The sequence below is a fragment of the Microcoleus vaginatus PCC 9802 genome (assembly GCA_022701275.1).
In the GTDB taxonomy this organism is placed as follows: domain Bacteria; phylum Cyanobacteriota; class Cyanobacteriia; order Cyanobacteriales; family Microcoleaceae; genus Microcoleus; species Microcoleus vaginatus_A.
On sequence record CP031740.1, the window covers coordinates 498,669 to 512,603 of the forward strand.

The 13,935-nt window shown below is 44.9% G+C and carries 11 protein-coding genes and 1 pseudogene; 7 read left to right on the forward strand and 5 right to left on the reverse strand.

Annotated features, from left to right (window positions below; translation table 11 throughout):
• Positions 1-48 precede the first annotated feature (48 nt).
• From D0A34_02055 to D0A34_02075, 5 genes are all read left to right on the forward strand, one after another.
• The gene (locus tag D0A34_02055) at positions 49-1,014 is read left to right on the forward strand and encodes a glycosyltransferase (protein ID UNU17809.1); all 966 of its coding nucleotides are present in this window, start codon (positions 49-51) and stop codon (positions 1,012-1,014) included.
• Positions 1,011-2,120 (forward strand): formylglycine-generating enzyme family protein, encoded by a 1,110-nt coding sequence (locus D0A34_02060; GenBank protein UNU17810.1) that lies wholly within the window; start codon positions 1,011-1,013, stop codon positions 2,118-2,120. Before D0A34_02055 ends, D0A34_02060 begins: the two co-directional genes overlap by 4 nt.
• A gap of 135 nt (positions 2,121-2,255) precedes the next feature.
• Positions 2,256-3,224 carry a sugar transferase gene (locus tag D0A34_02065; GenBank protein ID UNU17811.1) on the forward strand — a complete coding sequence of 323 codons (969 nt, stop codon included), beginning with the start codon at positions 2,256-2,258 and terminating at the stop codon, positions 3,222-3,224.
• Positions 3,225-3,228: 4 nt separating this feature from the next.
• Positions 3,229-4,107, forward strand: a complete 879-nt coding sequence (locus tag D0A34_02070; protein UNU17812.1) for a methionine synthase — start codon at positions 3,229-3,231, stop codon at positions 4,105-4,107.
• A 165-nt stretch (positions 4,108-4,272) separates the two neighbouring features.
• Positions 4,273-5,295, forward strand: coding sequence for a sugar transferase (locus D0A34_02075; protein ID UNU17813.1), 1,023 nt, complete (start codon positions 4,273-4,275; stop codon positions 5,293-5,295).
• Positions 5,296-5,309: 14 nt separating this feature from the next.
• Here D0A34_02075 and D0A34_02080 read toward each other — a convergent pair whose 3' ends face one another.
• From D0A34_02080 to D0A34_02095, 4 genes are all read right to left on the reverse strand, one after another.
• Positions 5,310-6,260 (reverse strand): NAD-dependent epimerase/dehydratase family protein, encoded by a 951-nt coding sequence (locus D0A34_02080; GenBank protein UNU17814.1) that lies wholly within the window; start codon positions 6,258-6,260, stop codon positions 5,310-5,312.
• A 193-nt stretch (positions 6,261-6,453) separates the two neighbouring features.
• Positions 6,454-6,828 carry a hypothetical protein gene (locus D0A34_02085; GenBank protein ID UNU22126.1) on the reverse strand — a complete coding sequence of 125 codons (375 nt, stop codon included), beginning with the start codon at positions 6,826-6,828 and terminating at the stop codon, positions 6,454-6,456.
• Between the two features lie 150 nt (positions 6,829-6,978).
• Positions 6,979-8,655 carry an AarF/ABC1/UbiB kinase family protein gene (locus D0A34_02090; protein ID UNU17815.1) on the reverse strand — a complete coding sequence of 559 codons (1,677 nt, stop codon included), beginning with the start codon at positions 8,653-8,655 and terminating at the stop codon, positions 6,979-6,981.
• A 424-nt stretch (positions 8,656-9,079) separates the two neighbouring features.
• On the reverse strand, positions 9,080-10,237 hold the full coding sequence (locus D0A34_02095; protein ID UNU17816.1) for a DegT/DnrJ/EryC1/StrS family aminotransferase: 1,158 nt from the start codon (positions 10,235-10,237) through the stop codon (positions 9,080-9,082).
• 127 nt (positions 10,238-10,364) lie between these two features.
• Here D0A34_02095 and fetB point away from each other — a divergent pair, with 127 nt between their 5' ends.
• Positions 10,365-11,144, forward strand: a complete 780-nt coding sequence (gene fetB / locus D0A34_02100; protein UNU22127.1) for an iron export ABC transporter permease subunit FetB — start codon at positions 10,365-10,367, stop codon at positions 11,142-11,144.
• A gap of 202 nt (positions 11,145-11,346) precedes the next feature.
• Positions 11,347-11,986, forward strand: a pseudogene (locus tag D0A34_02105) (Uma2 family endonuclease).
• Between the two features lie 59 nt (positions 11,987-12,045).
• On the opposite strand, the gene D0A34_02110 reads toward D0A34_02105, so the two are convergent.
• Positions 12,046-13,935, reverse strand: a complete 1,890-nt coding sequence (locus D0A34_02110; protein ID UNU17817.1) for a hypothetical protein — start codon at positions 13,933-13,935, stop codon at positions 12,046-12,048.

A 13,935-nucleotide genomic window follows, 5' to 3' on the forward strand; every position in this document is an offset into this window, starting at 1 on the left:
TCATAAACCCGCCCCCCCCACACGCAAAAACCAGATTTATTATTAGATATGATCCCAAAAATTATCGGCGCAATCACCACCTACCCAGGCATGAGTCAAAGCGACTGGCTGTGGCAACAAACCCCCCAAAACTTCGGCAAATGGGGCAACATTCAAATGCTCGCCAACCACCCAGAACCAGACTTTTTACTCATGTATCAATTCGACTTTCCCCAACCGCCCAAAAAGCAATCTTGGCTCCATCAAATACGTCACTACAGGCATCAAAATCCCGAAAATGACATTCGAGAAAAATTGCGCGGTGTCCCCAAGGAACGCATAATTTACCTGATCCGCGAGCCACCATTACCAGAAGTTATTGAAATTACGAAAGCTAACTACGAACAAGCCAAACTTTATTGCGGTTACGTTTCCGGACCCGACGATTTCGCACCAAAACCCGATTATATGCCCGCGATTTGGTATCACTCTAACTCGTTTCGAGAACTCGATGAGATGCCTGCGCCGCCGAAAACTAAATCCTGTTCTTGGATTACTTCAGGTGTTAGTCGCAGCGCCAATCACCGCCACCGATTAGACTTTATCAAATTGCTGCAATCACAAGAATTGGATTTTGACCTTTACGGGCGAAACTTGCCAACTTGGGCGCGCGGGAACGGCACTATGAACAATAAATGGCACGCCGTCGCACCATACTATTACAACTTAGCTATAGAAAATTATGCCGAAAACGATTGGTATGTCAGCGAGAAGCTTTGGGATGCTTTGTTAGCTTGGTGTTTGCCAATTTATTACGGCGGTTCGGCGGCGGATAAGTTGTTGCCTGCAGGGAGTTTTCTGCGGCTGCCGAGTTTGGATGAGAAAGGAGTAGAATTTATTAAAGAGGTTGTGGCTACTGCGGATTATTGGCATGAAGCCAGGGAGAAAATTGCCGAAGCCAGACAAATCATTCTCCACGAATTGAACTTGCTCAATTGGCTGTCTAATTTTGTATCTCAGGAAATAGCGCCATGACAGAAAACCAAAATCAACCCAGAGAATACGATGCCGTACTCGGCGGTCAAAATCCACCCCCCCTCGGTGCTGCTGTCTTAGGCGGGATTCCCGGCGTTAAGAGTCGTTTAGCTTCACCGATTGTCGAGGTGAAAATTGCTGCACTGTCGGAAGCGCTGAAATATGGAGATGTAGGTTTAGATTTAATAATTGGGGTAGTGCAAGATGAATCAAGGGCGGTGAAGTTGGCAGCCTTTTCGCTGTTGAAGGATAGAGATGAACCCAATATAAAACAGCAGTTACACAAATATTTGCCTATTTTTGAATTTGATGTGATAACGGTTGATGCTGAAGGACAAGAAAACAGTCGCCATACTTCCTCTGCTCACTTCTTCACAGAAGACTTAGGGAACGGAGTTGTGCTGGAAATGGTTTATATTCCCGGCGGCACATTTATGATGGGTTCGCCAGAAACAGAAGAAGGTAGAAAAGATAGGGAAAGTCCGCAGCATCAAGTAAAAGTACCCCCTTTTTTTGCAGGTAAGTATCCCATCACCGAAGCACAGTGGCGAGCAGTGATGGAAAAAAATCCATCGGTTGTCCAAGGTGAAAAACGTCCTGTAATAGGTGTGTCGTGGCAAGATGCCGTCAAATTCTGCGACAAACTCTCAGAAAAAACCGGGAAAAAATATCGCCTCCTGAGTGAAGCAGAATGGGAATACGCCTGTCGTGCGGGTACAACAGGGCCATTTCATTTTGGGGAAACCATTACCATAGAATTAGTCAAGCATGACAAATACCCTGTCTACGCAAACGCTCCCCCCACAGACTCTTACAATCGCAGCCGAGAAACAACGGATGTCGGGAGTTTTACCCCCAATGCGTTTGGACTGTACGATATGCACGGCAATGTTTGGGAGTGGTGCAGCGATACCTGGCACGAAAACTATAAGGGCGCACCAACTGACGGAAGTTCTTGGGAAACTGGCACAAATGATAAACGTATGCAGCGTGGCGGTTCCTGGGAATATTCTGCGGTATATTGCCGCAGTGCCACTCGTCTTAGATATTCGGCTAGCTTCCGGGCTATAGACGTTGGTTTTCGCGTGGCTTGTGTTTTAGCGTAGTCTCGGGTTTTTGGTTTGTAGTATTCGGCGATGATTTTTATGTCTTGTCATTTTTGCCGGAGGTCGATAGAGTTTTATTTCAAAACTTTAAATCCTGATTAATCGAGCGGACGCGATATAATTGAGCGCCTATATATGAATGGAATTTGCACGCTTGCCAACGATACAGTTTACGACCAACTAATTGCTTTACTCAACAGTATTGAAGTTATCTTAGGCTCAAATACTCGTGTCTGTATTTATCCTTTCGACGACCAAATAGAGCAAATCAAAGCTGAAATTGTTAACCGTCCCAACGTCTTTATTTATGAAGATAGCGCCTCAATTCTGCGGTGGGATATGTTTATGCAAGCAGCAAGTCCTCAAAGTATAAACCGTAAGTACAGAATTTATGGTGGACATCGGCGTTTTTGTGCCTTTGACAACCCTTTTGATAATTTTGTCTATATGGATGCTGATACATTATTAATGAATTCACTAGACGGGGTTTTTCAAAAGTTGAATGATTATGATTGTGTCGTCTACGATTTTCAATTTTATCATCCAGAAAAAGTCTATAATATGGAATCACAAAAACTCTTTAATGTTTTTGAACAGCAGCAAATTAAATCAGAAATATTTTGTTCGGGATTTTACGGTTCAAAGCGAGGTTTGTTTGACCAGGAAAAAATAGAGTGGTTATTGTCTAAACTCAAAGAAGGAGAATCGGAAATTCTTTACAAAACCGGCGATCAACCTGTTTTAAACTATATGTTTATGCGGTCTGGTATTCCGATTTATAATTTTGCTTATCATTTGCCAGACAGCGAAAGAACTGGGTCTTCTGTGACTTCAAAACATTTTGAAGAACGAGATAATATTCTCTACGATAAGGGTAATAGACTCACCTATATTCATTATATTGGAATTCCTCCAAGTATTACTGAAGCAGTGTGCCTCGGCGAAAATATTGAGTTTCCCTACCGAGATTTATTTTTACACTATCGCTACTTGCACGAACCTGAAAAGCGGCCAGTTTTTACAGCACCTTCTAGGTCATATAGTGAAAGTCCTAATTTTTTCAACAGAATTTTCAGAAAACTAAAACTAAATCTCAGAGGATAAATGTATGAATCGCGGGATTTATATTGTGGCGAATGATAAGGTGATCGAAAGTGCGATCGCCCTTTTAAACAGCATACGTCTGTACAATTGTCAAGTACCTGTTTTTCTGATTCCCTTCGACGACAATTATCAGCAAGTCGCAGCCGCCCTCAGCCGTCTCCACGGGGTGCGATTGTTCCCAAATCTGGAGTTTGTCGAACAGTTTACCAGGGAAATTGGCCAAATGTTCGATCGCAACTTTTTAGCCCTACCCAACAAAATGCGAAAACTCGCAGTCTGGTTTGGCCCGCTTGACGAATTTCTGTACATCGATACCGATATCATCGTCTTTGAAGACATCGCAGCCAACCTCGATAAATTATCAGAAGTAGACTTTTTTTGCTGCGACTATCACCACCTCAGCGAAAAACTGCGAAATGTATTTTCACCACTTGTAAAAGAACAAAATATCTTTACAGACTCACAGCTTCAAGATGTATTTAACAGCGGTTTTTGGGCCTCCCGAAAAGGAACTATTACAGAATCGCAAATGTATGAGATTTTACGAGAATGTTCGCACCATCGAGAATATTTTGACTTTACTCACAATGTCACCGACCAACCTATACTAAATTATATCATTCTTAAATTGATTTCCCAGCGCTGCAATCTTGTTAAAGATTCAGCGACCGAACCTGGAAGCTGGGCGGGTTCCAAGCATTTTCAGGAAATAGATTATGTTCTTTATGACAAAGGCAAAAGGTTAAAATATCTTCACTGGGCTGGGATACCGATTAAATCGGGTAGTCCTTATTGGAAACTTTGGAAACATTATCGTTATCTCAATGAGGAAGAGGAAAAACAAACTTTACTGCAAAAAATATTTCGATATTGGCATGGATAAATAATATTTTTTGTAGTCACACGGCGATTGAAATCGCTAGCAACGCGCGCACACAAACGAAGTCCACGCGAAATAAAAAATTAACTGGTTTACAGGCCGCACTTAGTAACGAGTAGAATTATTCAATCTAAAATCTAAAATCTAAAATCTAAAATCTAAAATCTGATGACTGATGGCATTTATATTCTGGCAAATGATGTTGTTTTTGACCACTTAGTCGCTTTATTGAACAGTCTCGAAGTCAATGGCGCAAAAAATATTCCTGTTTGCATCATTCCCTATGATGATAACTTGAAAAAAGTGCGATCGCACATTTCCCTCCTACACAATGTCACATTGTTTGACAATACCGATTCCATCGATTTTTGGGAAAACTTTGCGACTCAAGCTTGGACATCTCACAACAAGGCTCAAAAAGTTTGGCAAGCTAAAGGTTGGCAACAAGTTCACGGTTTGGGAATGCACCGAAAATTTTGCTGTTTTGATGGCCCTTTTGACAAATTTGTCTATTTTGACTGCGACACTTTGTTGATGGGTTCTCTGGATTATATCTATCAAAAACTTGATGAGTTTGATTGGGTAGCCAACGATTTTCAATACAAATCTGACCTCAATTATGTATTTGATTTATCATCTCCCAAACTCGCCGCAATTTTCAATCTTGGTCAACTGCAATCTCAGATTTTTTGTGCAGGTTGGTTTGCTTCAAAAAAATGTATTTTAAATCGAAATAACTCAAGTCTACTTTTAGATAAATTAACTTCGGGAGAAGCAGAAATTTTGTCTTTGCGGGGAACTGACCAACCTTTATTTAACTATTTAGTCGCCCGCTACGGCATCTCTTTTTACAACTTTGCTTATCATCAACCTGCACTGGTAACGGGAAATCATTGGTCTTCTAAATTTGAGGTGATAGATTATGTCCTATACGATAAAGGACGACGATTGACTTACTTGCACTACATGAGTATTTCGGCTGCAAAGTTTACTCGATTGTGTGCTGGCGAAGATGTTGAGATTCCTTACCGAGAGGTGTTTCTGCACTACCGATATTTGAATTCGCCGGAAACACAGGCAAAACTCGCGTCTCCAAATTTGTTGGTTCGCTTGGGGAGAAATCTCAAAACTTGGGGAAGTCAAAAAGTTAACAATTTTCAATTTAAACTGCGGAATTTCTGGGATAGATAGCATCTAACTGTACTCTAACTGTACACAGACTGAATCCACTCCCATTCGCGCCTTAAACCTTCTTCTAAAGCAACCTGCGGCTGATAACCTAAGATTTTCTTGGCTTTAGACACATCCGCGCTAGTGTGTCGCGCGTCTCCCCTCGCAGCTTCAGTAAAATCTATCCGAATAGGTCGATCGACAATTCTCTCTATTGTATCAATAACTTCTTTTAAAACTACCCGACTTCCCCCACCAATATTAAAAACTTCCCCCGCAGCTTCCGGAACCTCAGCCGCCGCTAAATTCGCCGCAACGCAATCGCTGATAAACGTAAAATCCCGCGTTTGCAATCCGTCGCCGAAAATTGAAATCGCCTCGTCAAACAAAATCGACTTAAAAAACTTGTGAAAAGCCATATCGGGGCGCTGTCTCGGCCCGTAAACAGTAAAATAGCGCAGCGAAGTAGTCGGAAGGCCAAAATTTTTGTAATAAAGCCCGCACAAACGTTCACCGGCTAACTTCGTAATTCCGTAGGGAGAAACCGGCTGCGGACAAGCGTTTTCAGTCGTCGGAAAAGATTCAGCATTGCCGTAAATTGAAGAAGAAGAAGCATAGACAAACTTTTGCAATCTTGGCGCATCTTTTGCCGCTTCTAACAATACTTGAGTGCTATTAATATTCCGTTCGGTATAGCTACGAAAACCGTCGCCCCAGCTAGCACGAACTCCTGCTTGCGCCGCCTGATGAAATATTACCTTAACATCGGATAAAAGCGATCGCCAATTTAGAGACACAATATCGCCTTCCACCAATTCAAAACCCGGATACTTTTCAAATCGTGCAATATTCTTGCGCTTGAGCTCCGGATCATAATAATCGTTGAACTCATCAACACCGATAACCGTCTCGCCTCGATTTAAAAGAGTTTCTACTAAGTTAGAGCCAATAAACCCCGCCGCACCCGTAACAATTAAAATACTCATTCGATTTTAGATTTTAGATTTTAGATTTTAGATTTTTAAATTTTTACACAAATTATTGCCTAAGTTTTCATCCTCTTCTTTCTCTTCATCTGCGTTCTCGGCGGTTCCAAAAGCCTCAAATTAGGATAATCCTAGATAAACAGATAACTATCAACCCCCTTCCTTCTGATAAAAAGAGGTTGATAGTTAACTTTCATTGTTCAAAAGAATCTAAATCCAGCGCTTGGGAACCTCCGCGTTCTAACTCGATCAAAAGCTTACCCAACTGAGTCCAAACCAACCAGCCCGTGAGTAACGTCAGTGGCAAAGCTAGGGCATAAGAAAGTAGTTTTGGAAAGCCAAAAATCTCCATTCCAGAAGCTAAAAATACGCAAATACCGCCCGCCATTCCCAGAAAAGGTATCTGCAAGGGCAGCCCTTGCAGGTTAGCCAAAGTGCTAGTAGAACGATTTTTAGACCACAGTTGTACGGATTGTTTGAGAGTTGCTTCAAATGCTACACCGGAGGCGATACCTGCTAGCAGTCCAGCCGACATTAAAAAATAGGGAGGTTCTGGAAAATAATACACGAATAATTCCTTAATTTGGGTAATTTGGGTAATTTGGAATTGGGAGTGGGTGAGTGAGAATTGGGAATTGGGAATCTGCAAAAGTAGAATTATTTTTCTTTCTTCTTCCCTCTTCCTTCTTCCTTCTTCCCTCTTCCTCCTTCCTTCTAATTAAAATCGAGTTAGCGCCGCTGCTCCTGCTGTGGAAAACTCCGTCAAAGCGCCTAGAGCAACGTTGAACAGGCGACCGGGCTGCAAATCTTCCTTGACTAAGTTCCACAGGCTGCGAACTTCTTCGGTGTGGAGTCGATCGTCCTCAATCAAAGCTAACATTAGCTGGCGTCTCAAAAACGACCCTTCCTCGGACAGCAAGAATTGCAAGCCTAGTTGGGCGGTGGGGAGCAAGTCGAAACTACGATCGGATCGGGCGATCGCGATCATGTCCTCCAACCTGTTCCATTGGAATTTGCCATTTTTGAATAATACCTCAATCAGACGCCGCCGCAGTGCCGGAGATTCTCCGTTCAACAAACGCCGCGCTACATAAGGATACGCCACCTCGACTATCTTGAAATTGGGATTCAGCGTCAGGGCCAAACCTTCTTCTGTTACCAGAGAGCGAATAATTAAGGCAAATTTCGCCGGCACCCGGAAAGGATAATCGTACATCAACTCCGAAAACTGGTCTGTAATCGTCTTGAAGTTAAAATCTGACACCTTTTCGCCGACGATATCACCTAGTACAGATTCCAACGCCGGAACGATCGGCATAATATCTGTATCTGGTGTCAAAAAGCCCAGTTTGACAAAATCCTTAGCTAACTCTAAGTAATCTTTGTTGATCAAGTGAACGACAGAATCAACCAAAGTTTCTTTAGTTGTTTCTTCCATCTGATCCATCATCCCAAAATCAATGTAAGCCATGCGGCCATCCGCTAAGGCAAACAGATTTCCCGGATGCGGGTCAGCGTGAAAAAATCCGTGTTCCAGCAACTGTCGCAAACCGCTGCGGACTCCGACTTCAATTAAACTATCGGTATCCAAACCTGCGGCTTTAACACTTGCCATATCTGTCAGCTTGATGCCCTCAATCCATTCGAGAGTGAGAACGCAGTTTGAAGTATAGCGCCAGTAAATGCTCGGAACTTTTACTGTCGGGTCGTCGGCAAAATTTGTAGCAAATTTCTCGGCGTTCCGTCCTTCATTGAGATAATCAATTTCCTCGAACAATTTGATACCGAATTCATCGACTATTAAACAAAGGTCGTGACCGAGATTCAGCGGCAACAAGGGGCCCAACCATCCAGCGGCCCAGCGCATTAAATAAAGATCCAGGCTCAAAACTGGCAGCAAATTCGGTCGCTGAACCTTGACTGCTACTGCTTCGCCGGTGAGGAGGCGAGCTCGGTAGACTTGACCGAGACTTGCCGCGGCGACAGGTTCGGGAGAGATTTCGCTGTAGGTTTCGCTAATTTTGCGATCGAGTTCCGCTTCAATAATCTCGAAAGCGCGCACGGAGTCAAACGGCGGCAATTGATCCTGAAGTTTGATCAATTCTTCGAGAAAGTCTTTGCGGATCAAATCCGGTCTGGTAGAAAGGGCTTGGCCGACTTTAATGAAAGTGGGGCCCAAGCGAGTGAGTATTTGTCGCAGGTGGGCGGCCCGTTCCGGCTGGTGTGCTGCGACTTCGTGCTGCCAACTGTCCCACAGCATCCCCAGAACGAAGCCTGCAAAAGACCAAATAACGGTAATTGCGCGCCAAATTGCTTTCCAAGGACGGTTGCGGTAATACTGAGCGATCGCTTGTGGATCGTAGCGTCTAGCCTGAGTGAATTGATACTGAGGCACTCGTTTATTTTCCTCTTATCTTCTGAAAATTACAGGTTAAATTGAGAATTGGGCATCGGCCATCGGGCATCGGGCATTAGGGATCAGGCATCGGGCATCGGGGATAGAAAGTCGAAAGTTCAAATATTATTTAGTCTTCGTTCTTCCTTCTTCCTTCTTCGTTCTTCCCTCTTCCCTCTTCCTTCTTCCTTCTTCATCATTGACCGATCGCATTGCAAGGTTTAGGCGAGCGGAAAATGCACCCGTTCGAGGCGGATTGCTAGCCTAAATTTGTTTCTTTTCATTAAATATAGTACATAAAAGTACAAGTGATCGGTCAAAATACTTAACGGCTCTCCCTGACCGCTGCACATTCTCACAACACTGCAACCCTGCAATTCTTTTCTCGTCCTGCGTTTCCCTCGCTTATGCCCTCGCGCCAAAGCTACCGGATGCGATCGGCCTTTGCCAAGCAATCTTTCAGCCCATAAATCGTCCGCTCTTGTTGATCCCTCGACAGTTCCGGAAACATCGGCAAAGACAAGACTTCGCGACAAACTTGCTCAGCCTTTGGCAACTGACCTGCTTGATAAGCCAAAGATTTGTAAACAGGTTGCAGGTGCAAAGGTAACGGATAGTAAACCATCGAACCGATGCCGCATTCCTGCAACTGAGCCCGCATCCAATCTCGAAAATCGCCCGAGGGATTTTGCGCCTCTTCTGGGCTTGTCAGCCGGATCGTGTATTGATTCCAAACTCCTTTTGCTTCCGGCAATTCTTTGGGGACGGCTACTCCGGGCACGCGGGAGAGAAATTCGCTGTAAAGTGTCGCTTTCTCCCGCCGCTGCGCGTTCCAACTGTCGAGATACCGCAATTTAATGCTGAGGATCACTGCTTGCAGGGCATCTAAACGGCTGTTGTACCCGATTTCTTCGTAGAAATATCTAGAAGACTGTCCGTGTTCTTTGAGCACTCGCATCGAAGCTGCGAGGGCTGGATCATTTGTCGTCACCGCCCCACCGTCACCGCAAGCGCCTAAATTTTTGGTCGGATAAAAACTGAAGCAGCCAACATGGCCGATGCTGCCGACTTTTCGAGATTGCCACTCGGCCCCGACAGACTGGGCGCAATCTTCAATTACGGCTAAATTGTGTCGAGTCGCAATTTCCATCAACCGAGTCATGTCTACCGGTTGGCCGAAGATGTGTACTGGCATAATTGCCTTGGTTTTGTCGGTAATTGCCGCTTCGAGGAGTTCGACATCCAGATTAAAAGTATCGCTGTCAATATCGACAAATACTGGAGTCGCGCCGACGGCGCTAATTGTCTCAGCCGAAGCAAAAAAGGTAAAAGGAGTGGTAATCACTTCATCGCCGGGGCCAATTTTGAGAGCTCGCAAGGCCAAAATCAGCGCATCCGTGCCAGAGTTACAGCCAACGCACTCGGAAACTCCAGTGTAGTCGGCGAACTCTCGTTCAAAACTCTTCACGGCCGGGCCGCCTACGTAGCCGCCAGAGGCAAGCACTTTTTGCACCGCAGCGGTTATCTCGTCGCCAATCTGCGCGTATTGGCGGGTTAAGTCGAGGGGGGGAACATTATTCACTCTTCACACCATAAATTTCAAGCATTATCAAAGCAAATTCTTGCAGCAAAACTGTTTTCCAGAAACCTTTATTCAAATATCTTATATTTGGACAGGCAAACAATCACGTTATCTAAAGGGTGGGCCGGTGTTAATTGAGCTAGATTTTACAGATTTGGGTTGGGCTTTGGGGATGGTGGCGATCGCGATCGGGCTTTCGGCGTGGCAGGGATTGGGATTGGAGGGGGCGATCGCGATCGCGGCGGGGCGCACCCTGATCCAGCTAATCTTAGTCGGGTACGTGCTCGCAGTCGTATTTGACCCGGAGGGGAAAAATCCTTGGCTGGTTTTAGCAGTTTTAGCAATCATGCTGACAACAGCTAGCATGGTTGCCAGCAACCGCATCAGCAAAAAAATCAAGAACTTACTGCCCTTAGTTTGGGGTTCAATTTTTATCAGTACGGCCTTGACTCTCGCCTATACAAACTTGCTAATTTTGCAACCTGACCCTTGGTACGAACCGCAATACCTGATTCCTTTAGCGGGTATGATTTTGGGCAATGCCATGAACTCCGGGGCGATCGCCGGCGAAAGACTTGTCAGTACAGTTAATAGCAGCCAGTTAGAAATAGAAACCCATTTAAGTTTAGGTTCCACGCCGCAGCAAGCAGTAAAGCAGTACCGCAAAGATGCGATCAAAGCTGGATTAATCCCGCTCTTAAATACAATGACAGTGGTAGGAATCGTGACTTTACCCGGGATGATGACAGGTCAAATGCTGAGCGGTGTCAGTCCTCTCGATGCAGCATCTTACCAGATTTTGATTATGTTTGTGTTAGCGCTGGCAACTGTAATCGCAACTCTGCTTTTGACTGAGGGATTGTCCCGGAAGTTTTTTAATCAAGATGCACAATTGATAAAATGGTAATTGGGCATTGGTAATTTGTAACATCATGTGGGTATGAACTTGCATTGGGCACTATTTTTAAGAACAGGCAAGATGCCTGTTCCACAAGACTTAAATTTTATTGTGGGGTGGGCGGAACCGGTAAGATGCCTGTTCCACAAAGAGTGAGTTTTATTGTGGGGTGGGCTTCTAGCCCGCCCTGTCATCACTAAGGAGAATAGCCATGATTCAAACTGCAACTAAACCGCTAACTTTTGAAGAATTTGCGGAATGGAAGCCCGAAGAGGGACGTTATGAATTGCACAATGGAGAGATTGTTGAAATGTCACAGCCATTAGGAAATCATGAGAAAGTTATAGGTTTTTCAGCCAAATAATTGACCGCGCAATTCGATCGATTAAACCTTCCGTACTTCATCCCGAAACAAGCATTAGTTAAGTCGTCCGAAAACGAATCAGCTTATTCCCCCGATGTTCTGATCTTAAATGAAACCAATTTAGCATCAGAACCTCTGTGGGAAAAGTTCTCCACTGTGACTCAAGGTGGATCAATTCCGCGGGTTATTGAAGTAGTTAGCACGAATTGGCAAGATGACTACATCAGGAAAGTGGGCGAATATGAACTAATCGGGATTCCTGAATACTGGATTGTGGATTATCTCGGTTTGGGGGGGTCGCAGGTTTATTGGCCATCCCAAACAACCAACGATATCGGTTTATCAGTTGGTTGACAGCGAGTATGAGGTGAGTTTGTTTCAGGGAAATGATAGGATTGAGTCGCCAACTTTTCCCGAGTTGAAATTAACGGCACAACAAGTTTTTCAAGCTGGATTGACTGCGGATAAAATAGCTGGGGGTGCGTGAGTGTAAATATTTCGATCGTTCAGACAGATTTTTGGCACTCACGCACCCTACCACTACAACTACTTCGGTTCGTGGCTCCCAATCCGCTGGCCTTCGCCATCGTACACCTGCATCGGGATTGTGGCGTTTTCGGCGATCGCCTCCAAAGCTTTTTGCAATGTTTGAACGTGCTTTTCTACAGCTTGGCGAGTCTTCACAGCATTGTTGTTATTTGCTTGGATGAAGGTTTGTTGCAGTTTCTCCACGTAACCTGGAGTCATCTGCACCGCAATCAAATCTTTGCTAACAGTATAGTCGCAAATCTTGGGGCTGCCTTTGCAAGTTCTATCTAAATCGGTGCGGGCTTTTTGCAGGTTCCTTTCTTCCTGCAACTTTACTTCTGCTTGCTGCAAGGAAGTTTTGTAGGAAGCGAGCAGCGGTTGGGCTTTCTGAGAATATGCAGTTGCTGCCGGCACTTGCTCCGCATAACTCAAAGCTCTTCGCCAGGATTCAGATGCTTTAAACCAGGCGTTTTTGCCCTCAAAAATTTGAGCTTCCGCTGCTAAAGTCACAGCTTGAGTATACGCATTTTCCGAAATTCCTTCGACATTTTTGCGCTCGCGAGCTTCTGAAAGTTTGGTTTCGTATTTGGGAACTAGCAGTTTAGCTTGTTGGTAAGATGTCGTGCTCGTGGGAATTGCTGATAGGATGTCGAGGGATTCTTCCCAACCTGATTGCACTTGAGCCCAAGTCTCGGCTGTGTGAGCTACTGCTTCGCGAGCTTCTGCTATTTGGGCTGTACTTTTGGCGGCGAGCAGGGTTTTTTCGGCTTGTTTCTCTGTGCTTAACTGCCGATTTCCAGTTGCTAAATTTTTCCGGTATTCTTTTGACTTTTTCTGAGCAAATGGATAAGCTGGGCTGTCTGGGGGGATTTCTGCGAGTTCGGCGATCGCACTTTGCCACAGAGCTTGCGCTTCCTGGCCGTCCTCCGCAGAATAAGGCGGATTTTGGGTTTTCTGGGCTGCTGACTGTGCGAGGCGCGCTGCATCGATCGCAGAGTTTAAATTCTGATTTTGCTTCCGGTAGCTTTCCAGGGCGCTTTGAGCTTCACCGCGATGAATTGACCAAGAGGGAATCGGTTCCAAAAGGGCGATCGCCTGTTTTAACTGTCGCTGCGCTTCTTGGGGGCTGTTGGCCACTTTTGACGTTTTCAGCGTCTTCGTCGAATTCTCGCTCAACTGTTTGGCATTAGCTAATGCACTACATTCTCCGATGACGCAGGGGCGGCTCAGCATATAATAACCGCCTGCCAAAATTAGCGCCGCCATGCTGACCATTCCTGCGGCAGCCAGCATCGCAAACGGTGAATGCTTGGGTTTTTGGGCAACTGTTACCGCTTCCATATCCAGCGGATTGAAGGGATTGTCGGCAATATCTACCGGTATTGCAGCTACCTTAAAGGCGATCGGATCGGAATTGCTGGAACTCTCAGACAAATGGGGGAAATATTCTTCCTCCCACGCATCTTTCCCATCCGTTTCTAACGGTATCTCCTCCTCTACATCCGCCGTCGGCACCACATTTTCTGTTAAGACTATCCCGGTTTCTTCTGCGGGGGTATTCTCTGTTTTTTTGAACAACTGCACTGTTTTTGGTCTTGACAAAACAGGCTGGTGCATGGTAAAAGAATGGAAAGCATAAGGCTGTTTTTGCCCGGTAATTTTTAGGCAAAGTCCAATCTGTTGAATAGATTCTGGTTCAATTTCGAGAATTGCTGCTTCTAGCACCGCAAAAGTCGGTTTGGCTTTGAGAACTAAACTGCGCGGGTGTTCTCCCACAACCGTTAAAGATTCATCTCGAAAATCGCAACTAATATAAAGGGGTAATTTTTTAAATCCGGCTGCTTGCAAGTGCTGCTGCAACTTTACTTCTAGAATTTGTGCGTTGCTTTGTCGCGTTGCTACTGTCAT

Bases quoted from the DNA above. Each gene is read 5' to 3' on its own strand.
- D0A34_02075 (UNU17813.1), top strand. From the start codon at position 4,273: ATGACTGATGGCATTTATATTCTGGCAAATGATGTTGTTTTTGACCAC.
- D0A34_02110 (UNU17817.1), bottom strand. From the start codon at position 13,935: ATGACAGTAGCAACGCGACAAAGCAACGCACAAATTCTAGAAGTAAAG.
- D0A34_02065 (UNU17811.1), top strand. From the start codon at position 2,256: ATGAATGGAATTTGCACGCTTGCCAACGATACAGTTTACGACCAACTA.
- D0A34_02080 (UNU17814.1), bottom strand. From the start codon at position 6,260: ATGAGTATTTTAATTGTTACGGGTGCGGCGGGGTTTATTGGCTCTAAC.
- D0A34_02070 (UNU17812.1), top strand. From the start codon at position 3,229: ATGAATCGCGGGATTTATATTGTGGCGAATGATAAGGTGATCGAAAGT.
- D0A34_02055 (UNU17809.1), top strand. From the start codon at position 49: ATGATCCCAAAAATTATCGGCGCAATCACCACCTACCCAGGCATGAGT.
- D0A34_02060 (UNU17810.1), top strand. From the start codon at position 1,011: ATGACAGAAAACCAAAATCAACCCAGAGAATACGATGCCGTACTCGGC.